The organism is Pseudoalteromonas sp. L21 (assembly GCF_021728035.1).
GTDB classification, from domain to species: domain Bacteria; phylum Pseudomonadota; class Gammaproteobacteria; order Enterobacterales; family Alteromonadaceae; genus Pseudoalteromonas; species Pseudoalteromonas arabiensis.
Genome location: NZ_JAKKCV010000005.1, coordinates 269,304 through 290,590, shown reverse-complemented (window position 1 = coordinate 290,590; position 21,287 = coordinate 269,304). Strand labels below are relative to the sequence as shown.

Annotated in this window: 21 protein-coding genes; 8 read left to right on the top strand and 13 right to left on the bottom strand. The window is 41.5% G+C overall.

Going from position 1 to position 21,287, the window contains the following annotated elements; translation table 11 throughout:
• Window positions 1–68: 68 nt before the first annotated feature.
• On the top strand, window positions 69–2,615 hold the full coding sequence (locus L3V41_RS20030) for a serine/threonine-protein kinase (protein ID WP_276325274.1): 2,547 nt from the start codon (window positions 69–71) through the stop codon (window positions 2,613–2,615).
• A 16-nt stretch (window positions 2,616–2,631) separates the two neighbouring features.
• Here the strand turns inward: L3V41_RS20030 and L3V41_RS15790 are convergent, their stop codons facing one another.
• From L3V41_RS15790 to zapB, 10 genes are all read right to left on the bottom strand, one after another.
• Entirely contained in the window at window positions 2,632–3,114 is a 483-nt protein-coding gene (locus L3V41_RS15790) for a hypothetical protein (RefSeq protein WP_062567194.1), read from the bottom strand.
• 70 nt (window positions 3,115–3,184) lie between these two features.
• On the bottom strand, window positions 3,185–3,547 hold the full coding sequence (locus L3V41_RS15785) for a hypothetical protein (RefSeq protein WP_237128073.1): 363 nt from the start codon (window positions 3,545–3,547) through the stop codon (window positions 3,185–3,187).
• Between the two features lie 157 nt (window positions 3,548–3,704).
• Window positions 3,705–4,067, bottom strand: a complete 363-nt coding sequence (locus tag L3V41_RS15780; RefSeq protein ID WP_193988177.1) for a hypothetical protein — start codon at window positions 4,065–4,067, stop codon at window positions 3,705–3,707.
• 44 nt (window positions 4,068–4,111) lie between these two features.
• Window positions 4,112–4,954: an amidohydrolase family protein gene (locus L3V41_RS15775; protein WP_237128072.1), complete on the bottom strand. Its 843-nt coding sequence runs from the start codon at window positions 4,952–4,954 to the stop codon at window positions 4,112–4,114.
• Complete coding sequence (locus L3V41_RS15770) at window positions 4,951–5,676, bottom strand: SDR family oxidoreductase (RefSeq protein ID WP_062567198.1); 726 nt, start codon at window positions 5,674–5,676, stop codon at window positions 4,951–4,953. The genes L3V41_RS15775 and L3V41_RS15770 overlap by 4 nt, the downstream gene beginning before the upstream one ends.
• A gap of 9 nt (window positions 5,677–5,685) precedes the next feature.
• A complete protein-coding gene (locus L3V41_RS15765) occupies window positions 5,686–6,174 on the bottom strand; it encodes a peptidylprolyl isomerase (protein WP_237128071.1) in 489 nt (162 codons plus the stop codon).
• A gap of 63 nt (window positions 6,175–6,237) precedes the next feature.
• Complete coding sequence (locus L3V41_RS15760) at window positions 6,238–7,725, bottom strand: transglycosylase SLT domain-containing protein (RefSeq protein ID WP_237128070.1); 1,488 nt, start codon at window positions 7,723–7,725, stop codon at window positions 6,238–6,240.
• Window positions 7,726–7,753: 28 nt separating this feature from the next.
• The gene (locus tag L3V41_RS15755; RefSeq protein WP_237128069.1) at window positions 7,754–8,755 is read right to left on the bottom strand and encodes an MBL fold metallo-hydrolase; all 1,002 of its coding nucleotides are present in this window, start codon (window positions 8,753–8,755) and stop codon (window positions 7,754–7,756) included.
• Between the two features lie 65 nt (window positions 8,756–8,820).
• Window positions 8,821–9,108: a cell division protein ZapA gene (locus L3V41_RS15750; protein ID WP_062567200.1), complete on the bottom strand. Its 288-nt coding sequence runs from the start codon at window positions 9,106–9,108 to the stop codon at window positions 8,821–8,823.
• On the bottom strand, window positions 9,108–9,338 hold the full coding sequence (gene zapB, locus L3V41_RS15745) for a cell division protein ZapB (RefSeq protein ID WP_062567201.1): 231 nt from the start codon (window positions 9,336–9,338) through the stop codon (window positions 9,108–9,110). Before zapB ends, L3V41_RS15750 begins: the two co-directional genes overlap by 1 nt.
• Window positions 9,339–9,578: 240 nt before the next feature.
• Here zapB and rlmJ point away from each other — a divergent pair, with 240 nt between their 5' ends.
• Window positions 9,579–10,418, top strand: a complete 840-nt coding sequence (gene rlmJ / locus L3V41_RS15740) for a 23S rRNA (adenine(2030)-N(6))-methyltransferase RlmJ (RefSeq protein ID WP_237128068.1) — start codon at window positions 9,579–9,581, stop codon at window positions 10,416–10,418.
• Window positions 10,419–10,469: 51 nt separating this feature from the next.
• On the opposite strand, the gene L3V41_RS15735 is transcribed toward rlmJ, so the two are convergent.
• The 3 genes from L3V41_RS15735 to L3V41_RS15725 all read right to left on the bottom strand — a co-directional run bounded on the left by L3V41_RS15735 (window position 10,470) and on the right by L3V41_RS15725 (window position 12,748).
• A complete protein-coding gene (locus L3V41_RS15735; RefSeq protein WP_062567203.1) occupies window positions 10,470–11,279 on the bottom strand; it encodes an META domain-containing protein in 810 nt (269 codons plus the stop codon).
• A 109-nt stretch (window positions 11,280–11,388) separates the two neighbouring features.
• Window positions 11,389–11,955, bottom strand: a complete 567-nt coding sequence (locus tag L3V41_RS15730; protein WP_130050406.1) for an alkylphosphonate utilization protein — start codon at window positions 11,953–11,955, stop codon at window positions 11,389–11,391.
• Window positions 11,956–12,079: 124 nt separating this feature from the next.
• Complete coding sequence (locus L3V41_RS15725; protein WP_167346327.1) at window positions 12,080–12,748, bottom strand: transporter substrate-binding domain-containing protein; 669 nt, start codon at window positions 12,746–12,748, stop codon at window positions 12,080–12,082.
• Between the two features lie 203 nt (window positions 12,749–12,951).
• Here L3V41_RS15725 and L3V41_RS15720 point away from each other — a divergent pair, with 203 nt between their 5' ends.
• The 6 genes from L3V41_RS15720 (at window position 12,952) to L3V41_RS15695 (ending at window position 21,273) form a co-directional block, all read left to right on the top strand.
• The gene (locus L3V41_RS15720) at window positions 12,952–14,238 is read left to right on the top strand and encodes an HDOD domain-containing protein (RefSeq protein ID WP_237128067.1); all 1,287 of its coding nucleotides are present in this window, start codon (window positions 12,952–12,954) and stop codon (window positions 14,236–14,238) included.
• Between the two features lie 43 nt (window positions 14,239–14,281).
• The gene (locus L3V41_RS15715) at window positions 14,282–14,896 is read left to right on the top strand and encodes a paraquat-inducible protein A (protein WP_237128066.1); all 615 of its coding nucleotides are present in this window, start codon (window positions 14,282–14,284) and stop codon (window positions 14,894–14,896) included.
• A gap of 43 nt (window positions 14,897–14,939) precedes the next feature.
• Window positions 14,940–15,293: a hypothetical protein gene (locus L3V41_RS15710; protein ID WP_062567208.1), complete on the top strand. Its 354-nt coding sequence runs from the start codon at window positions 14,940–14,942 to the stop codon at window positions 15,291–15,293.
• 106 nt (window positions 15,294–15,399) lie between these two features.
• Window positions 15,400–16,722 (top strand): TolC family protein, encoded by a 1,323-nt coding sequence (locus L3V41_RS15705; RefSeq protein WP_237128065.1) that lies wholly within the window; start codon window positions 15,400–15,402, stop codon window positions 16,720–16,722.
• On the top strand, window positions 16,715–18,172 hold the full coding sequence (locus L3V41_RS15700) for an efflux RND transporter periplasmic adaptor subunit (RefSeq protein ID WP_237128064.1): 1,458 nt from the start codon (window positions 16,715–16,717) through the stop codon (window positions 18,170–18,172). The genes L3V41_RS15705 and L3V41_RS15700 overlap by 8 nt, the downstream gene beginning before the upstream one ends.
• Window positions 18,169–21,273, top strand: coding sequence for an efflux RND transporter permease subunit (locus L3V41_RS15695; RefSeq protein WP_237128063.1), 3,105 nt, complete (start codon window positions 18,169–18,171; stop codon window positions 21,271–21,273). Before L3V41_RS15700 ends, L3V41_RS15695 begins: the two co-directional genes overlap by 4 nt.
• Window positions 21,274–21,287: the final 14 nt, after the last annotated feature.

The window sequence follows — 21,287 nt, the reverse complement described above, 5'->3', positions numbered from 1 at the left end:
ATTAATTTTGCATTTAATTAACATTGAATACTAAACTAATTATTTATATGTGATGGATCGAGTAGTTTGTGATAGAGGATTACTATAAAAATATACAAGTCTTGGCGCAAGGAGGGATGAGTACGATATACCTTGCAACTGATCGAGAGCTGAATAGGCAAGTCGTACTCAAGGTAATGAAATTAGCTGGAGACACTACTGAGCGAGCCATTAGTGAAGCAAAATTAATAGCGAGCTTTAATCATCCAAATATAGTGCAGCTTTATAAAATCATTCATCGCGATCAACAAGTTTTATTAGAAATGGAGTATGTTAAAGGGAATACGTTAGCTCATGTAATGAAAGAGCAGAGGCTTACACTGACTGAAAAGCTAGAAATACTCATTCATATTAGTGATGGTTTAGCTGCAATTCATGATAAAGGCATATTACATCTCGATTTGAAACCGGCTAATGTGCTAGTAAGTGATGAAGGTACAGTTAAAATAACTGATTTCGGTATCTCAAAAATCAAAGGGGTAGAAGCAACTGATATAGTCAATGATTATGGCAGTTTAAACGCCATGTCGCCTGAGCAATTGAATAATCAAGCTGTTGACTTTCGAAGTGATTTATTTTCATTGGGGTTAATCGCTTATCAGTTATTAACGGGCTATCATGCTTATTCAAAACAAGCCTCAAGCAGTACAGCGCAAGATTTAGCAAAACAAATCAAATCATTTCCTTGTTGCGCAAATTATAAACCTATCAAAGAGTTATCTGCTGATTTAGTACCTTTACTAAAACAGTTATTAGCATTTAAAGTGGATAAACGCCCTGAAAGCGCTCGCGCCGTAGCATCTCAGTTTAGAGACGTTTTAGCCTCGCTTAGCTTCGAAAGCGTGACCGTAGATGTTACAAGTTACAAAAATAATAACAACCTAAGCAAAACTTTTTTCAATAGAAGATTACTTCTTGTTGTGATTCTTTTTTTGCTATTAAGCGGGGGGAGTTGGTTCTGGTATGCATCTAAACCGATAGAGAGAATAGCTTTATTACCCGTAGAATTTATAGCAAATAGCCAAGTTACGGATGCACAAAAACGCTTGCTCAGTCTTGGCGTCAAGGATGCAATAACCGAATATGTACTTGCTGATCGCAAGCTTGCTTTAATTGCGAGCAGGGAAGTTAAACAAGCACAATTAATACTTGGTAAAGAAGCAGGCCTAAATGATTTAGCTGCCGCTCTGGGAGCTACCAAACTATTAATACCTTTATTAGACTGCAACCGTTTATCGTGTGATTTCACACTAAACGAACTAGATAAAAACGCCACAATGATAGGCACAACACGAAGTGCAACAGATAAAGAAAACTATCTAAATATTTATAACTCAACTTTATCCTCGATACAAAGCTTGCTTACTCCAAGTATTCTTTCGAACAGAGAGCTGTTATTGTCAGATGAGTTTATTAGGCAGTATGTGTCGTTAGTTGCTCTGACTGCGAATGATTTAGGTAGCAGTCAAAAGCAACGCGCCATGGCTGAGTCTTTGTTGTTGCAAGAGCCTGATTTTAAGCCTTTGTATCCTTTATATCGAAAAATAGTTTTACGCCTTTATAAATCGTCAAAAAATGTAGAGCTCATAACAAAGTTACAATTTCAACTTGAACGATCGCCAACTTCATACCGTGAAAGCCCTGCTTATTTAGTTGATCTACTTGAAATATACCAGTATACGGGAGAGCACCTTAAAGCTGAAAAAATTATTAGCAGAATTCAAAGCTCATCTTTAGAGGAATACCAGAGAGAAATTATTTTGGCTATTTATTTTAAGCGTACAGGTCGCCTAGAAGAGTCTTTAAAGCACGCGAAGATGGCATATAAAATTAGACCCACTTTATTGGCCACCAGAAACCTTGCAATCGCGTACCTTACTTTGGGGAAACGTGCTGACGCATTAAAATATTTAAAGGAAGTATTAAGTTATAACCCTGATGATGTTGTGACGCTTAAAACAGTCGCGGATGTATCTTTGTTATCAGGCGACTTGACGGCGGCAGAGGATAATTATCAAAAACTGATCGATTCGGGACAGCAAAGTGCCTCTATTTATAGTAATTATTCAATTGTTCTTTCTTTACAAGGTGAGCTTGTAAATGCATTAAACCTTGCTGAAAAAGCCATGATGTTAGATACCAAAACAACCACCTTACAACTTAATTATGCTGATTTACTTTATTTGCAAGGCCGCTTTACAGAGGCTGAAAGCTTATACTTAAAAATTAGCGATCAGCTTGGCTCCTCGTCGAAAAACGTTGCAGACCAGCTTGAAAAAGCGCAAGTGTTGATTCACCTAAATAGGAATCAACAAGCGATGAATCAGGTTGAGCAGCTGTTAGCTGCTCAGCCAAATTTGGCCGAGGCATATTTTATCAAAGCAATGCTGCAAAGCTTATTGAATGAAAAATACTCAGCACTCGCGTCGGTAGAGCAAAGTATAAATTTGGGATGGAGTCCAGTTTTTTACCGTCTACCTTGGTTTAAGGGGTTATGTTCTGAAAGTAAGTTAATGAGCTTAATCGGCAAAGAGCATTATTACTTTTTATGTTCTGTAAAAAATAACGCAGAGTAAGCTCTGCGTTGGTGTTTTAAAGGGTTGGCTCCATATCTTCAATTATAACCCGTGGATCTTGTGAAAAATAACGCATAAGAGAGTTAGCGTCAGTGCTCTTTTTCGCAATTAATCGAAAATTAATTTCATAATTTGCACCTTGATCTAACTTGCCTGATACCGCTTTTTTTGGATTATCAGCTAATTGTTTACTCAATTCGGTTGATAAAGCGTGATGCGGTAAAATACTGGATATTGTGACAATTAGTGATTTTCCATCGTTGGCAACAATACTATTGAGTTGATAATTGAAGTTGTCTTTAGCATCTGAAAAATAGCTACCGTTTTCGGCAAAAGCCCATTCTGATTTGTTTGCAAGTTCGAAATAGAGATTCAGACTACCACCTGCAATAAGATCTTTGTAATTTACTTTAATTTCTTCTGCACTTGCTCCAGATTGAGAAGTGAGCTCCCATTGGCCATGGTCATTGGGAATAACAAAAAAGCTGAGATCATTCATGATATAAAGTCCTGTTTTGAAATTGAAGAGCTGCTTATTTATTTGATAAGCAGCTATTACTATAGGCTATCTAACAAGAACCCCAAATTGTGCCAGTCCATAACGGACTGTTGTTTGCGTATACCGTAGCTTTAATACCATTAAAAGGTGGAATACCTATGCGGAAACCACACGTTTGCATACATACTTTAACCGATGTACCGCTTGGAATGGGCAAACTGACTGAAAAGCAAATATTGCCGACTATTGGAAAGTTTACGCAAATTTTGCCATTTTCATAGCTTGCACCAACACATGCTGAAATCTGTGCGGCTAAAGTCGATGGATGAAACTCAAGAGGTTGATTAGATGCCGCTTCGCTTGTTGCTAGACTAACTGAATGATCTTGGGTTAGGTCCGGCACTAGGCTATTGTTTTTATCACCGTTACACATGGTAAAATTCTCCTTGCTTAATTTTAAAGGTGGCAATGAGCAAAGAAACCTCTGAAAAGTTAATTTGCTTTTTGCCTGTTTGTGCAAGGAAAAGAATAGATAGATCTGTTTTAGGTTGTTATTACAGATTATTACATGGTTGGTTTTTTATTAAATATCAATCGGTTTCTTTACATTTTACCTGTGGTAGTAGCTCGGTAGCTTTACTATCTAAATGCCGGATAAAACATTGCTTATCTTTAATCAGCAGCTCAAAGCTGTCAGGTGTGTTATTAAACCCTTTATCTTGTGATTCATGCCCTTTCATATTACCTATTACCAGCACACTGTTGTTTAAAAAAGCATCTTTATCGAGGATGATTGGCTTACTGTGCATTAGTCGGGAGATTCCCTGTGCTATGAGCTCACTTTGTGGTTCTGTAAGCTGTGCATGTTGGAGTTTTGGAGTGGGCTGCTGTGTTTGATGACTACAGCTATAGAGGGCAAAGGATAAAACAAAACAGCTAAGTTGCAATTTCATAGGGGCTCCTAACGAGCAAGACTTCCTTTATGTATAGTTAGTCTTTAACTAATTTGATAGATATAACGGCTATTTTTGTTGCTCAGCTGTTGCCAAATATGATGCGTATCACACAATGAAAAATAGTGCTGCCAACAACTGCTGTAGTCTACCTCGATTTGGCAAACAGGGAAATTACTGGCAAACATAATACGTTGCTCACCAAAGTGATTTAGTAAATTCTTAAGAAGCCATCGATGCGTGTCTTTACTCAATGAGCTAAATTCCAGTCCTGAAAATTTAATAGCAATATTATTGCAGCGGCTTAATTTAGTGATTGCCTTTAACCAGTGCTCTGGGTTTTTGATAAAACCTAAGTGATTAATCACTACACGTAATGAAGGAAGAGCATGGCAGTATGTAATGAGCTGTTCGGTTACTGCATGGTTTTCAATTTCAAATTGGGCTTCAAACAGTAAGTTTTTGGCGGCTAGATAGGCAAGATTTTCAAGGCTGTTTGGTGCACATAATCGCCTTGCATCATCACCTTCGGTAATATCACGAATACCAACAAGCGTTGGTTGCCTAAGCTCAGTCATTGCGTTTATAAACTGGCTATTAGGGGCATCAATCTGACTATAGCTAATGGCTTTATAAGCAAAATCTTTTAAATGTGTTGCAAGCCAATTAAGCTCCTTTATTGGCGCTTGATTGTCAAAGCCTGCTTCAATATGTACAAGCGCTTCTAGCTCAAATGAACAGGCTGATTGCAGTTGCTCTACACTAACAGGTGCTTTTATCTGTGTAAGGTTAGGCCAGGCAGGGGGATGCTCGCCTTGTAGCCAAATGTATTGACCCTCCTTGAGGTTAAAAAAGTGTATATGAGGGTCAATAATTTTGTCGCTCATTGCGTGGTGTATCCACCATCAATACTTTGCAAGCTACCGGTGATAAAGCTGGCTTCTGGGCTTATCAAGAAGTTTATCAAAGCAGCTATTTCTTCAGGCTGCCCTAAACGGTTTAAAGGTTGCAATGCAGCTTCTTCGGCAACAATATCAGCTTTACTAGCACCGCTTCTTTGGCAGTAAGCATCAATCGCGTTATGAAATAATGGGGTTTCAATGGTGCCTGGGCACACTGCATTCGCGCGAATATTAAACGCGGCATAATCCAGCGCAGTGGTTTTTGCCATTGATGCAAGCGCATGTTTTGTTAAATTATAAGCAAATGAGTTTGGTTTGCCGATAATCGCCTGATCAGAGGCAACCAATACGATGCAGCCCCCTTGTTGGCTTTTCATGCTAGGTAACACAGCTTGAATTGCAGCATAGGCACCTTTCACATTGAGCGCAAACAGGGCGTCAAACGTTGCTTCATCGGTGTTTTCAATGTTGGCACTTAAATGGCGACCTGCGTTTGATATTAACGCATCAACTCGGCCTGTTTCTGCAATTATTTCGTTAATCACAGATTTAACTTGCACAGCATCACTGACATCACAGTGGCGATAGTTGCCCTCAGATGGCGTGATATCTAAGTTGTAAACTGTGTATGCTTCGCGCTCTAAGCGCTCAACAACCGCTTTGCCTATGCCTTTACTGCCACCAGTGACAATTGCAACGTTTGTCATCATTTATCCTTAGTGGCTGTGGCCACAACCGCCTTCGCCGTGCACATGGCCGTGTGATAACTCGTCGGCTGTTGCTTGGCGAACATTAACTACTTCAACATCAAATGTCAGTGTTTTGCCAGCAAATGGGTGGTTTAAGTCACAATCTGCATTGAAGCGACCTACTTTCACGATAGTCACTTGGTGGCGGCCTTGGTTTGAATGCACTATTGCTGTCATACCCGGCTTCCAGACTTTTGTGTTGCCTTGTAAGTGCTTAAGTGGGATGCGTTGGATTAGGTTATCAACGCGTTCACCGTAAGATTCGCTGGGCTCAAGTGTTACGCTAAAGTTATCACCAGCTACTTTACCTTCAAGGGCTTTTTCAAGACCTGGAAGCATGCCCTCAGTACCATGGATATATGAAAGCGGCTCGCCATCTTTACTTGATTCGATTTGCTCGCCTGCTTCACTTAATGTGTAGTGAAACTCAACCGCTGAGTCTTTGCTGATTTGCATGTTTTTACTCTTTAGAATTTAAATATAAATGCCGATTTTACGCTAACCGCTTTAGCTGAGCAATCAAGGCTTTTTTAAAGAGCTTTCGATACCCGACAGTATCGTCTCGCTCGCTGGTGCATTATGTTTTGTGGGCTCGGCTTGTGGCAAATGTAATGTCAAAATCGTACCTGGTTTTAATACGCTTGTTGCATTTAACTTATTCCACATCGCGACATCCTTGTGGGGGACATCATAGAGCCGGCTAATGCGCCAAATAGAGTCACCGGGTTTGACTTGGTAATCAACTGCAACAGTGGGAATTGTTGGTTCGTTTTGCTCTAGATAAGGGCTAATTTTATAATCGACCAACAAGGACTTCTGTATTGTCTGTGGTTTATTTAAGTGGAGCTGTTCACCAACCTTTATTAGATTTGAGGCTTTATTATTTAATTTTTTTAGCGCCTCGACTGACATGCTAAAGCGCCGTGCAATACTGTATAAAGTATCGTCTTTTTGTACTGTGTATTGGCCTGCAAAGTTATTACGGAATAGTTTGCTCTGTAGTATGGTTTGTTGCTCCATTGGGAGTAATAAAGTATGTGGGCCATTAGGCGAACTTTGGTTTTTTAAGTAACCAGGGTTAAGTTTGTGCAATTGACTGCGGCCGATTCCAGATAGGTTTGCAATCACAGAAAAATCAAATTGTTGGCCAACATTAAATTCAGTAGTCAGTGGTTTATTGACCAATTTTGGGCGCTTAAAGCCTTTTTCAGGATGCCTTACTAAGTAGCTGAGGGCTAATAATTTGGGTATATAATCTGCGGTTTCTTTTGGTAATGAAAGCGACCAGTAATCGGTTTTTTTTCCTCGTTTTTTATTGTCTTTAATGGCTTTCTTTACTCGACCCTCACCACTGTTATAGGCTGCTAATGCATGAAGCCAATTACCATTAAAGCGCTTGTGTAGGTAGCTTAAGTAAGCGAGTGCAGCATCGGTTGAAGCTAAAATATCTTGACGACCATCATACCATTGGTCGCTTTGCACACCGAAATGATAGGCCGTTGCGCCTACCAATTGCCATATTCCCACCGCATGTTCTGAGGAGCGAACTGTGGGTCTAAAATCACTTTCAACAAAGGGTAACAGTGCAAGCTCCATAGGGAGGTTTTGCTTTTCGACACGTTTAACAATGTGATAAAGATAAGGAGCGGCTCTACGATTCACTGTTTCAAGATACTCAGGCTGTTTTAAATACCACTTTACACGTGCAGTAGTCTGTTTATTGGTTTGAAAAACCAAAGAGAGATTATTTGCTATATGTTGCCATAAGTCATCAGAAGTTGGCTCAGAGGCTGGAATACTTACTTTGGATGACGGTAGCGCAGCGGTGGGTGATACATCTAATTGCTCACTGGTTTTTTCTTGAGAGCTTAAGTTAGGCTCAAAGTGGTTAAAGATCTTTGGCTTATCATCTTGATTTTGTTGCGATTCTTTCTTAGTGGTTTGGCATCCTTGTAAACTAATAAATATGCATAGCAATAGAAAATATTTCAAATGTAATAGAGCCATATAATAAAATCCCTTTATTATTCTAGCGCTATTTTGAAGTTTTAGCCTGCTTTAGTCCAGCCTCAAGAAACATATTAAATGCACGTTCGCCAATTTCGTCGCTCTGATAGCTTTGTTTTATGGTTATAGGGAATGTTGTTATTAACTCTTCTACGGGGGCATTCGGCTGAGCTTTTACCTGCTCTTCAATCGTACTTAAAAATGCAATTGGTTTTGCAAGCATCGCGGGTGTGAGCTTTTCGCCATGGCCAGGTAAAATGGTTGTGATGGTTTTACTTTGCGCAAGCTGTGTGAGTGCGTTAAGCCATGGCGCTAGTTGTCCATGACCTGGATAAGGCAGGCTATCAACCATATCGCCACCCAATAAGATTTGGCCATTATCAGCAAGTAAGGTTAAATCACCATATGTATGCGCGTGATAGGGCTCAATGGTAATTGGGTAATTGCCTAGATCAAGCTTGGTTTGTTCTGAGATGATAAGTGCGGGCTCTTTAAGCGATAACTCACGCCAGCGTAGCAAACGTTGTTTCGCAAGCGTTAACTTTTCTCGCCATGTGTGCTGTTGTTCCTTGGGCAGGGTGGCAAGGCGCTGGTAGCTAAGCTCAATACTTTTTTCATAGCTATCAAGCTTATCAGTAAAGGCACGTTGTACATGTGCAAAGTTTTCTGCAACCTTTTGATGAACTATGAGCTTTGCTGTTGGAAATTGTGCTTGTAGTACGGCCATGCCAAGGAGGTGGTCGTCATGATAATGGCTGCCAACCAGATAACATAAAGGTGTTTTCAAACGCTGCTTTAGAGTGCTGGCTAGTTGCTCCACGGCTGCAAAGTCGCCACTGGCATCGAACATTAATGCACACTCTTTTCCTTCGATAAGAACTTGGTTCGAATCGTAAAAGCGTAGCTTAGCTTGTTGCTTTAAAAATTGAATTTCTGGTGTAATGGAATGCCAAGTAACATTGGCATTCACGGTAAAACAGGCAGAAAATAAAGCCGTTATAATTCCTTTTAGAAAAGCACTCGTACGCATTGTTAATTCGCTCGTTTATTATTCGAATGGAGAGTGTAAACAAAAAAAGCGCGAAATGCGCTTTTTTAAGGATCTAAATGTTGGCTTAGCTTATCGATTAATGAGTCATGCTGTTGCTCTTGTTTTGCTTGTTGCGATTTGACTTCGAGCAACTCATGACTCAAGTGCAACGCGGCCATTAATAAGGCTTTTTGTTCGTTTCGAACAGCAGAGCGTTGCTTCATTTGTTCCACTAAGTCATTTAAATGTTGAGCTGCACCAACGAGCGCTTTTTCCTGCCCTTCAGGACAAGAAAACTCATGCTCTTTGCCAAGCAGCTCGACGGCGACACGCTGACTTTGTGGAGTGGCCATTAGCTAGCCTGATTAGCGCTTTGTAGTTTTTCAAGTAAGCCTGTTAATGTGCTGCTGGCATCCTTTTGCTTTTCTTCACTTTCAAGTACTTCAAGTTGTAGTGTTTCGTTTTCATCAAGTAACTTGGCGGTTTGCTCTTTTAGGCTTTTAACTTCGCTTTCAAGTTCGCTATTTCGGTTAATTAGTTTGTCGATCAGTTGTTCGAGTTGGGAAAGAGTTTCGTTATTCATAAATGCGCTCATAAAACTGTGATTATTGTCATGCAAATGTAAAGGAAACTGTATCGATATGCCAGCATTTACGCCTGTTTTAGCGCATTTTTATTAAAAGTTAAGCTTCAATTCAGTCTCGGGGCATTTTTATTCATTTATGGTTCACTCAGTGCTGAGTATTTAGGATCATTATCGGTTTATCGTGTACAATGTGGTCATCTATTTTTTGCGCACACTCGTATTTGGCGACTTATAAATATGCTTAGTTACCGACACTCTTTTCATGCAGGAAACCCTGCTGATGTAGTTAAACATCTAGTTTTAGCGGAAGTTCTTAAATATCAAACAATCAAAGACAAGCCACTTGATTATATTGATACGCATTCTGGGGCTGGCTTTTTTGAACTTGCAGGAAGTGATGCACAAAAAACACAAGAGTATTTAGAAGGCATCGCTAAACTTTGGCAACATCGCAGTGAGCATAGCGCACTTAATGAGTATATCGAACTAATTAAGTCGTTTAATCAACAGGGGGATTTAGATTTCTACCCAGGCTCACCAAAAATAGCTGAACACTTCTTACGTCGCCAAGATAAAGGCTGGTTCTTTGAGTTACATCCACGTGATTTAGAACTATTGCAAAATAATATGCAAGGTAAGCGTTCTATTCGGGTACGTGGCGAGAACGGTTTTCAAGGGCTTGTGGGCTTATTGCCTCCTGCGTCACGTCGTGCTTGTGTATTAATTGATCCACCGTACGAAATTAAAGCTGACTACGACACGGTTGTTAATACTATTACTAAGGCTTATAAACGTTTTGCAACGGGTACGTATATGATTTGGTATCCGGTTGTTGACCGTGAACGTATCGATAGAATGGAAGCTGGTTTAATTGATTCTGGTGTGCGCAATATTCAGTTATTTGAATTAGCAACGGAGGCTGATACTGAGGTTCATGGTATGACGGCCTCTGGTATGATAGTCATTAACCCGCCTTGGAAATTAAAGCAAACCATGGACGCTATCTTGCCTGAGTTAGTAGAATTACTTGCACAAAACAGCGGTTTTTATCGCAGTGAACAACTGGTTGACGAATAACTTTATTTTAAATAAAACGCCCAGTTTTTACTGGGCGTTTTTGTTTATAGACTAATTCATATAGGTTGCAGTAAACGTTGCCAATGGCTCGTTGCTATCATCAAGTAAAACTAATTGCTCACCATTAATTGAAAACTGTGCTGTTGATGCCAATAAGGCTGACATTGCAGCTTCAATATCCATTTGCTCTACACACATTTTTTTAGTGCTTGCGAGTGGGTTGAAAGTGAGCGTTTGTTGATTTACTTCATAGCTTCCTGAGAAGCTATTACACCCTAAGAAGCCGTGAGTTGAGCCATCATCTTTAAATTGAACAAAGGGTTCTTTTGTTTCAACGTTAACGGGCTCACCAGCAATTGTTACTGCTTTCCAGTAGGTGTTAGTTAATGTTACATCTGGCTTTTTAGCGGATACCTTAGAGACAGTGACTTTGTATACATCGTCCATTGCGTTTTCTGAAAATGGATTATTATGGGTTGTGCTGATGTAAAGCAACTGACCTTGGTTTTCTATGCGGGCACTGACGCTGTAACGGTGACGATCGGCAATTTTACTTTCGTCATATTCCAGTGCCACGTTATAAGGTGGAGCCCCATTTAATTGTACTTCCTGCTCACTGATCACATCCGCTTTTGCATCCATCTTCGATACATCGGCCAGCTGTACTTTTAGCACTGAGCCTGGTGGCAACATGCTACGATCTAAATAAGTCACCTGGGTATTGAGTGTTTTCATTGTTGATTGCTCAGCTTGCGGCTCAGCTGAATCTTCACTACAACCGCTTAATACTAAGCTGCTGCCTAATATCATTAAGCTACACAGTGAGGCACGTTTAAAAGAGGAGAAGGTATCCGAAGCCATGATGTTTTCCTTGCGTTTGGAGGACTATCTATTAAATAGCTTAAAATTCGCAGACTTAATCATAGCTTAATTATATAAAAAATGGGCGCAAAGCCCATTTTATCAAGCGTTATTTTTTTACGTATTTAGTTAATATGACAATACGTTGGCCATCTACGCGCCCTTCAATATGTTCAGGGTTACTCGTTAAGCCGATATTTCTAACCGCCGTGCCGCGTTTAGCAACTAAACTACTGCCTTTAACATCAAGATCTTTGATAAGTGTGACAGTGTCACCCGCTTGAAGTACGACGCCGTTGCTATCGATATGTTTAATATCGTCATCTTCAGCAAGGGCCGTTTGCGCCCACTTTAGTGTGTCTTCTTCAAGGTAGATCATGTCGAGTGCATCTTGAGCCCAGCCGTTATCTGCCGCTAAGCGTTTTAGCATGCGATAGGCCACAACTTGTACTGCGGGTGTTTGACTCCACATACTGTCGTTTAAGCAATGCCAATGATTTGCAGTAAGGTCGGCATTGTTTTCAATTTGATCTTTGCAGGTTTGGCAAACATAAATGCATTTATCAGAGTGAGCCTCTGTAACGGGTGGCACTTCGTAAACAGATAAATTATCAGTTGCTGTGCAAAGTTCACATTGGTTATTACTACGTTCAATAAGGGCTTGTTCAATGCTCATGGGAGGCTCTTTTCAGTTTGGAAGACTAATGCCAATTGCTTTATTAAATGATCTATCTTAAAGCAAATCGCTAATAACAGCGCCCTAGTATAACAAAACCGCAGTTAAAGCGGAATAACCTTGTTTAATGTAAGGGTATGGTTTTTGTGTACTTGCTAATAATGGCTTCGATAGTGCCCTCTTTTTTTAAACTACGAATGGCTTCATTTATGGCAGGTAGCATGGCTTGATGCTCTGATCTAAGCCTTATTTGTAAGTAACCGTTCGAGTGCTGTGCACCAAATGCAATAGAGATGTTCAATTTGTTTGCCCAGTACTTCGCACTGAGCTTATCGATAATAATGACCTCTATTCTATTCATTTTTAACGCTTTTATTAGTTCTTTTTCAGAATGAAAGTCCACGCGCTTAAAACGTGTATCATCATAATAGTAATAACCAAGGACTGTTCCGACTGGTTGTTTATTGAGGTGGCTTAATTGTTGCCAGTTTTGGATATTTTCCTCAAGGCTAACGAGGTACTCTTCAATTGCGAATAAGTTCTCAGAATAACTAAATAGATCACTTTTTTGCTCCTGCTCACTTAGCCACGCACGGCTGATAACATCAAAGTCAATATTGCCTAAATGAAGGTATTTAACCGTACGCTTAGCCGGTAACTCTATGTGCTTGGCTTTAATATTTGCGCGGGCAAGTATTTGTGCAATAACTTCAGGAAGAATGCCAGGATTACGTCTATTGTTTATGTAATAAGGGTAAAAATTTCCAGAGCCAGTCACATTATATTTTAACACAGGAAGTTGCTTAGCCTGTGCTGTTTGTTCAGGGCTTAAAGAGAGTAAAAGCAAAAATAATGAGTAAGTTAGTCGCAATGGGTTATATTAAAAGTTTGTCATACACTGAGTGTGGTTGGATTTTTCTTGTTTGGCAAGAAAACAGCTTTCACTATACTAAGAACAATTGTAGTGTTGATTTTTACAATTAAGCGGGATGTAAAATGTCAGAATTAAATATAGAAGGAAATAAGAGTCAGAGTGTGACTCAGTATATAGCTAGGCAACCGATATTTAATGCTGATAAAACTCTCTATGCCTATGAGTTATTGTACAGAGAGTCAACTGACAACGTATTTCCTCAAGGTACAAGCGATGGTAAAGCGACGGGCCGGTTGTTTTTTAATGCGCTAATGTTAATGGGATTAGAGAAACTTACGGGCTTCCAACCTGCATTTATCAACTTGTCTACCGATGCAATATTAGACGACTTTCCAAAGCTATTGCAGCCTCAAAGTGCAGTTATCGAAATAGTTGAGCGAACAACAAGCATTCCTCACGTTGCTAAACGCATAAAACAACTAAAAGAGGAAGGTTACTTTTTTGCTCTAGATGATTATGACGGGGGCGAAAAATGGCAACCCATTTTACCGTTAATGGACTTTATTAAACTTGAAGTTGAACAGCCGGTCATCAAAACAAATATGATGATCAAAAAACTGAAACGTAGTTTTCCTAAAGCTAAAATTATTGTTGAGCGAATTGAAAGTTATGAAGAGTTTGAACAATTGAAAGCGGCAGGTTGTGATTTATTTCAAGGTTACTTTTTTGCTCGCCCTGAATTATTAACGTATGGGAATGTTGAGCCTTCAAAAGTTGCAGTGTTAGAACTATTAAATTGTACGGCTCAACCGAATATAGACTTTTCTGCAGTACAAGAGCGGGTCGCAAAAGATTTAGGGCTGACAGCGCGTATACTAAAGTTAGTTAATGCACGTTCAAGCAGTGCCCAGCAGACTATCAAATCTATTTCACAAGCTGTTATTTACTTGGGAGAAGACGCAATAAGACAATTTGTTCGCGTACTTGCTTTAAGTGAACTGGGTAATGATAAACCCTCAGAGCTGACAAAATTAGGGCTAATGCGTGCTAAATTCATAGCGTTAATGTTAGCGCCTGGTGGAAAAGAGCTGGCGGAGCAGGGCTATTTGGTCGGCATGCTATCTGTTTTAGACGCCATTTTGGATATGAAGATTGATCTTGTTGCAAAAGAGTTTTCATTAGGCTCAGAGTTGTCCAGTGCGCTGTTAAGCTTTAATGGTATGCTCGGCGGAACACTAAAACTTGTTAAAGCTGTAGAAGAAGAGCATTGGCAGCTAGCCGATGAATTACTTGTGATGATTCGTCCCGCGTCAAAAATGGATGTTGTCTATGATGCCATGTACGAATCAAGGGCCTATGCTGATGATGTATTTTCTGCGCTGTCCTTAGTTACTGACTCGGCTGGTTGAGTTAGTTATCATATCTAGCCTATTTATTTTTTGGTTAGTTAAGATGCGTATTATACTCCCTGTTATTACCATTATTATTGCTTTAGCTTTGCTCATTCCTGGAATAACTCAGCCAGTGTTGACTTTAGAAGGTAAAATAAACAAGTCGGAGCTGGCTAAAACAGGTATTGAAATGATTGCCGACGAAGGCGACAGAAATACCCGTAGTGTATTAATAATGGCATCCAGCATGTTAGGGCTTGATAAGCTTGAAGGTGAAATAGATGCCTACAAAAAAACACGCAGCATTTGGGGCACAGTGAATGAGTTTGCTAACAATAAAAATTATTTGGTGGCAGCACTGATTGCTGTGTTTTCAATTGTTATCCCCACATTAAAATTACTGATGCAGTTAGTTTATTGCTTTTTACCAGCGAACAAACTTAAGTATTTACTTGGTCAACTAATACAGGGGTTAAGTAAATGGAGTATGGTTGATGTGTTTGTGATTGCATTGATTGTGGTCTATTTAGCTGGTAATGCCGATGGGCAAATGGGTGAGCTTATAAAAATGCACGCCGAATTAGGTGATGGTTTTTGGTATTTTACTGGCTATTGCCTGTTTGCTATTGCAGCAACTAGCAGCATAAAAATAGCTAAACCCTTGTCGAGCGCGTAAATTTCGGGCTACAATCTGGGCGGTTAATTTTTAAGGTATGATGATGGCGCGACTTTCAAGCTACTTATTGATAGTTATGATGCTGCTCACTTTTGTGGGTCAGTCAGTTGCGTCTGTTGCTATGGTGTGTGATATGCCACATGCCAGCATGCAAATGAACCATCATGCAAATATGAATGCCGACAGCGACATGAGCGAGATGGACTGTTGCCATGAAGATATCATGGACAACAGCGATTGTGCGTGTCCGTTCAATGCTTGTACAGCTCACTCACTCCTCCCTCTAAATAGCCTAGTTGTTAGTTCAATTAAGCAATCTGAAAAAGTCACCGTGTTAGGCGTAAACCAACTTAGCTTTCATATAAGCTCCTTATACCGTCCACCTATTACTGCTTAAGCAGGATAGGTCTGTCTAAAATTCAGCATCACGCTGCAAGAACACCTCATTCTGCACCCTAAATCTATTGTTTTTTTACCATTATTTAAGATTTTTGGAGCATGTGATGATTCACAGCAAATTGATTAAGGCGCTTTATCTAGGCGCAGTTTTGATAACCTCAAGTTTAGTGAAAGCAGAGCCTTTGACACTCAATCAGGTGATTGATTATGCATTGACTCACGAGCCTTGGTTGCAGGCAAATAAATACCAGCAACAGGCAATAGAAGCGCAAAGCATTGCTGCAGGTACCTTACCAGATCCGGTATTAACTGTTGGCCTAATGAACTTACCAACCGATGGCTTTGCCTTTGACCAAGAAGGTATGACGCAATTCAAAGTGGGCTTATCACAACAATTTAGTCGTGGTGATAGTCTTGCCCTACAGCAGCAAGCATTACAGCAATCGGCTGAGCAATACCCTTGGCTTAGAGCTGACCGCCAAGCACAGGTTAAAGCCATTGTTAGCGAAGCATGGCTAAACGCCTACCGTGCACAAAAAAGCATTCAATTAATCAACCAAGATAAAGCATTATTCAATCAACTCATTGATATAACAGAAGCAAGCTATGCCAATACACTTGGTGCGACTCGCCAGCAAGATATTATTCGCGCTCAGTTAGAGCTAACACGCCTTGAAGATAAGCTGGTGATGCTTGAGCAGCAGTTTGATAGTGCCAAAAAGCGACTGGCGCAATGGCTACCTATTGACATGTTAAATGGTGCGGTGAGTGATGAAAGTACCAAAGTGACCGCATTAATGCCTTATCAAGAGCTCGCCCCATCGGGTGTCACTGAAGTGTTAATGGGGCACCCAGCAATAATTGCTATTGAACATGCACTACGTGCTAAAAACACCCAAGTGCAAGTGGCGAAAGAAGCGTATAAACCTCAATTTGGTATGAATTTAGGCTATGGCTATCGTGATGATACCCCGATGGGGGACTCTCGCGCTGACTTATTCTCAATTGGCGTTAGTGTTGATTTACCGCTATTTACCGACAACCGTCAAGATCAACACGTCAATGCTGCAATTGCCAGCGCAGAGGCGGTAAAAACCAACAAACTTATTACCTTACAAAAGCTGCAAGGACAGTACTTTAAAGAACTCAGTCAGTTGAGTCGACTCGCGAAGCGCAAAGCATTGTATCAACAACAGCTATTACCGCAAATGGCTGAGCAAGCTGAGGCAACACTTAATGCTTACACCCATGATGATGGCGACTTTTCAGAAGTGATGCGTGCTCGCATCAGCGAACTAAACGCGAAAATAGATGCGTTAAATATTGAAGTCGATAAACAAATTACCCTCGCTCGCCTTAACTATTACGCAGCAGCAAAAGATAACCGCATAAATGCAGCACAAAGCCAAGGAGCTAGCAATGAATAACACAGTGAAATTAGTTGTCGCTTTGGCGGTCGGTGCAGCATTGGCAACGGCTGTAAATAAGCTTGCTGAGCCAGATCATGCACAAATGCCAAGCGCTGAGAAAAAACCACTATATTGGGTGGCACCTATGGACAGTAATTATCGCCGTGATGAACCAGGTTTATCACCGATGGGTATGGAATTAGTACCCGTTTATGAGGAACAAAGCAGCGCTGAAGACAGCCCAGGTACCGTGAGAATTTCTCCCGCGGTCGTTAATAACTTAGGAGTAAGAACAGCACCTGTGCGTTTTAAATCATTACAAACTACCGTTGATACGGTTGGCTATGTGCAATACGACCAAGACCAACTCGTGCATATTCATCCTCGTGTTGAAGGCTGGATAGAAACCTTATATGTCAAAGCTGCGGGTGACCAAGTTAAGCAAGGCGAGCCTCTTTATACCTTGTATTCTCCACAACTTGTGAATGCACAAGAAGAACTACTGCTTGCCCTTAAACGTAACAACACGGTGCTTATTCGTGCTGCAAAAGCGCGTTTGGCATCACTGAATGTTTCAGACGATTTTATTGCACGATTAGAGCAAAGCCAAAAGGTTAGGCAAAACATTACCTTTTATGCCAAGCAAAGTGGCGTATTGGATGAGCTAAATATCCGCGAAGGTTTTTATGTGAAACCAGGCACAACCATGATGAGTATTGCTCACTTAGAAGAAGTATGGGTTGAAGCTGAAGTTTTTGAGCGTCAAGCAGGGCTTATTCATAAAGGCTTGCCAGTGACTATGACACTCGATTACTTACCAGGGCAACGCTGGCAGGGTAAGGTCGATTATATTTACCCAACCCTTGATGAGAAAAACCGTACCCTGCGTGTGCGCTTACGTTTTGCCAACCAAGATGGCTTACTAAAACCGAATATGTTTGCTGAAGTGAGTATTACCGCCAAGCCAACTGAGCCGCAATTAGTCATCGCAAAAGAAGCGGTGATCCGTACGGGTAGCCAGGACCGTGTCGTGATTGATTTAGGCGAAGGGCGCTTTAAGTCAGTCGCTGTGACACTAGGTCGCAGTGATAATCATGACGTCGAAATTTTATCGGGCTTATTGAAAGACGATAACGTAGTGGTTTCAGCACAGTTCTTAATAGACTCAGAATCAAGCAAAAGCTCTGACTTTATGCGTATGCAAGAGCCTGATAGCGATAGCGCAATGGTGAACGGGGTTATCAACAGCATTGACCGCGAAGCCAGAACTGCGGTGATCAGTCGTGAGGCTATCCCTAAGTGGGGCCGCGATGCCGCAACCATGGAGTTTCATTTTTCGCCGCGTATCGATATGTCTAGTTTGCAAAGCGATGATGAAGTGCATTTTACCTTTAAGTTAGTGGACGGTGAGTTTGTGATTTTTGACATCATGACCCTAAGCCACCCTATGCAAGGAGAAATGCAATGATAGCTGCCGTGATCCGTTGGTCAGTCGGTAATCGCTTCTTTGTATTACTGCTGTCTTTAATGTTGGCGGGCTTTGGGATTTTTTCTTTAAAAAATACCCCAGTTGATGCCTTGCCTGACTTATCTGATGTACAGGTTATTGTAAAAACGTCTTACCCAGGACAAGCGCCACAAGTGGTGCAAGACCAAGTAACGTTTCCGATCACCACGGCGATGTTGTCGGTGCCTGGGGCTGAAACAGTAAGGGGTTTTTCGTTTTTTGGTGATTCTTACGTATACGTTATTTTTAATGAAGACACTGATCTTTACTGGGCCCGTAGCCGAGTACAAGAATATTTGAGTCAAGTAAGTGCTCGCTTACCTGATTCAGCAAGGCCCGAGCTTGGGCCTGATGCAACAGGGGTGGGTTGGATTTACCTGTATGCGCTAGTGGATAAAACCGGTAAGCACGATATTAGCCAGCTACGAAGTCTGCAAGATTGGTTTTTAAAGTTTGAACTGCAAACGGTACCAGGCGTATCAGAAGTGGCGTCTGTTGGCGGTATGGTTAAGCAGTATCAGGTTAATGTCGACCCAGATAAATTGCGTGCTTATGGTATTCCGCTGAGTTTAATTCAAACAGCGATTAAGCAAGGTAACCAAGAGCGTGGTGCTTCTGTCGTCGAAATGGCTGAAGCCGAATACATGGTCTCTAGCACCGGTTACGTTAAAAGCGTTGCCGATTTAGAGGCCATTCCGCTGGGTACTAATGCCAATGGTACGCCATTGCAATTACGCGATGTTGCCGATATAAAACTTGGGCCGCAAATGCGCCGTGGTATTGCCGAACTAAACGGCGAAGGCGAAGTAACTGGTGGTGTGGTGGTGATGCGCTTTGGCGAAAACGCCGAAGCAACCATCAAACTAGTGAAAGAAAAGCTAGAGTCGCTCAAAAAAGGCCTGCCTGAGGGGGTTGAAATCATCCCTGTGTACGACCGTTCAAACCTAATTACCCAAGCACTTGATAACTTAAGCTCAAAGTTAATTGAAGAACTCATTGTCGTGGCCTTAGTGTGTGTGGTGTTTTTATTCCATATACGCTCATCGATAGTAGCCATTATCACGCTGCCAATGGGCATTTTAACGGCGTTTGTGGTTATGTATTGGCAAGGTATAAACGCCAATATCATGTCGCTTGGCGGGATAGCAATTGCCATTGGTGCAATGACAGACGGTGCTATCGTGATGATCGAAAATATGCATAAGCATATGGAGAAAACCCCACTGACCGACGAAAACCGCTGGCAAGTGGTGATGGACTCAGCCGTAGAAGTCGGGCCCGCATTATTCTTTAGTTTATTAATTATCACCGTCAGCTTTATGCCCGTGTTTATTTTAGAAGCACAGGAAGGGCGTATGTTCTCGCCACTGGCTTACACAAAAACTTATGCCATGGCGGCCTCGGCTGGTCTAGCGATTACATTGGTGCCGGTATTAATGGGCTACTTTATTCGCGGTAAGGTTATTTCTGAGCAGAAAAACCCTGTGAACCGCCTATTAGTGGCAGCGTATAAACCCTTGTTAAATGCGGTGTTAAAAGCGCCGAAAACAACGCTGGTACTGGCCTTAGTGTTGGCTGTTATCGGTTTTTATCCAGTTAATAAAATTGGTAGTGAGTTTATTCCTCCTCTTGATGAGGGGGACTTGATGTACATGCCAACTACCTACCCAGGTATTTCAATTGGTAAGGCCCGTGAAATCTTACAGCAGACCGATAAGTTAATTGCCAGTGTGCCAGAGGTCGAATCGGTATTTGGTAAGGTTGGTCGTGCGGATACTGCGACAGACCCCGCGCCGCTCACCATGATCGAAACCTTTATTCAGTTAAAGCCAAAGTCACAGTGGCGCGAGGGTATGACAACCGAAAAATTGAAAAAAGAGCTCGATAATCTGGTTAAGTTCCCAGGGCTCACCAATGCGTGGGTTATGCCCATCAAAACCCGTATCGATATGCTTGCCACTGGGATTAAAACGCCTGTGGGGATCAAAGTGGCAGGGCCAAAACTGAGTGAAATTCAAAAAATCGGTGAGCAAATTGAAGTCATCTTAAAAGATTTACCGGGTACCGCTTCGGTTTATTCAGAGCGCGTTGCTGGTGGTCGCTACATCAAAGTCGATATCAACCGTGAGAAAGCAGCGCGATATGGTTTGAACATTGCTGATGTGCAACAGGTTGTTGCCACTGCTATCGGTGGTATGAATGTGACTGAAACCGTTGAAGGGCAAGAGCGTTACCCAGTTAACTTGCGTTATCCGCAAGATTATCGCGACTCGCCTGAAGAGCTTAAGTTGTTACCGATAGTGACGCCAAACGGTCAGCGTATCGCATTGGCCGACGTAGCCCATGTCTTTATTGAAGATGGTCCGCCGGGTATTAAAAGTGAAAATGCGCGTATTAATGGCTGGAGCTTAATTGATATTGAAGGCAGTGATATCGGCAGTTACGTTGAGCGTGCGCAACAAGCACTGCATCAGCAACTCGAGCTGCCAGCCGGTTATTCAATTACTTGGGCAGGGCAATACGAATATATGGAGCGTGCAAAAGCCAAACTTAGCTACGTCTTGCCATTAACCTTAGCGATAATTGTGGTGCTGCTATACCTCAATTTTAGAAGCTTTACTGAGGTGGCAATGATCATGCTGACCTTACCGCTTGCGATGATAGGCGGTATTTGGCTGATGTATCTGGAAGGTTTTAACTTCTCTGTTGCTGTTGGAGTCGGCTTTATTGCGCTTGCGGGGGTTGCCGTTGAAATTGGCGTAATCATGCTGGTTTATCTCAATCAAGCTTATCAAGATGCCAAAGCGCAATCAGCACAGTTTACGGTGACAGAGCTGCGCCAAGCAATTATCAATGGTGCTGGCCTTCGGGTTAGACCTGTGATGATGACAGTGGCAACCATTATCATTGGTTTACTGCCAGTGCTGTATGGTACAGGAACGGGTAGCGAGGTGATGAGCCGAATAGCCGCGCCTATGGTCGGTGGTATGCTAAGTGCTGTTGTGTTAACGCTTTTAGTCTTGCCTGCGCTTTATTTTATATGGCGTAAACGACACCTATAAATTTTACAGTGGGT

Excerpts from the sequence above, each read along its gene's own strand:
- L3V41_RS15790 (WP_062567194.1), bottom strand. The coding sequence starts at position 3,114 with ATGAATGATCTCAGCTTTTTTGTTATTCCCAATGACCATGGCCAATGG.
- L3V41_RS15785 (WP_237128073.1), bottom strand. The coding sequence starts at position 3,547 with ATGTGTAACGGTGATAAAAACAATAGCCTAGTGCCGGACCTAACCCAA.
- L3V41_RS15780 (WP_193988177.1), bottom strand. The coding sequence starts at position 4,067 with ATGAAATTGCAACTTAGCTGTTTTGTTTTATCCTTTGCCCTCTATAGC.
- L3V41_RS15775 (WP_237128072.1), bottom strand. The coding sequence starts at position 4,954 with ATGAGCGACAAAATTATTGACCCTCATATACACTTTTTTAACCTCAAG.
- L3V41_RS15770 (WP_062567198.1), bottom strand. The coding sequence starts at position 5,676 with ATGACAAACGTTGCAATTGTCACTGGTGGCAGTAAAGGCATAGGCAAA.
- L3V41_RS15765 (WP_237128071.1), bottom strand. The coding sequence starts at position 6,174 with ATGCAAATCAGCAAAGACTCAGCGGTTGAGTTTCACTACACATTAAGT.
- L3V41_RS15760 (WP_237128070.1), bottom strand. The coding sequence starts at position 7,725 with ATGGCTCTATTACATTTGAAATATTTTCTATTGCTATGCATATTTATT.
- L3V41_RS15755 (WP_237128069.1), bottom strand. The coding sequence starts at position 8,755 with ATGCGTACGAGTGCTTTTCTAAAAGGAATTATAACGGCTTTATTTTCT.
- L3V41_RS15750 (WP_062567200.1), bottom strand. The coding sequence starts at position 9,108 with ATGGCCACTCCACAAAGTCAGCGTGTCGCCGTCGAGCTGCTTGGCAAA.
- zapB (WP_062567201.1), bottom strand. The coding sequence starts at position 9,338 with ATGAATAACGAAACTCTTTCCCAACTCGAACAACTGATCGACAAACTA.
- rlmJ (WP_237128068.1), top strand. The coding sequence starts at position 9,579 with ATGCTTAGTTACCGACACTCTTTTCATGCAGGAAACCCTGCTGATGTA.
- L3V41_RS15735 (WP_062567203.1), bottom strand. The coding sequence starts at position 11,279 with ATGGCTTCGGATACCTTCTCCTCTTTTAAACGTGCCTCACTGTGTAGC.
- L3V41_RS15730 (WP_130050406.1), bottom strand. The coding sequence starts at position 11,955 with ATGAGCATTGAACAAGCCCTTATTGAACGTAGTAATAACCAATGTGAA.
- L3V41_RS15720 (WP_237128067.1), top strand. The coding sequence starts at position 12,952 with ATGTCAGAATTAAATATAGAAGGAAATAAGAGTCAGAGTGTGACTCAG.
- L3V41_RS15715 (WP_237128066.1), top strand. The coding sequence starts at position 14,282 with ATGCGTATTATACTCCCTGTTATTACCATTATTATTGCTTTAGCTTTG.
- L3V41_RS15710 (WP_062567208.1), top strand. The coding sequence starts at position 14,940 with ATGGCGCGACTTTCAAGCTACTTATTGATAGTTATGATGCTGCTCACT.
- L3V41_RS15705 (WP_237128065.1), top strand. The coding sequence starts at position 15,400 with ATGATTCACAGCAAATTGATTAAGGCGCTTTATCTAGGCGCAGTTTTG.
- L3V41_RS15700 (WP_237128064.1), top strand. The coding sequence starts at position 16,715 with ATGAATAACACAGTGAAATTAGTTGTCGCTTTGGCGGTCGGTGCAGCA.
- L3V41_RS15695 (WP_237128063.1), top strand. The coding sequence starts at position 18,169 with ATGATAGCTGCCGTGATCCGTTGGTCAGTCGGTAATCGCTTCTTTGTA.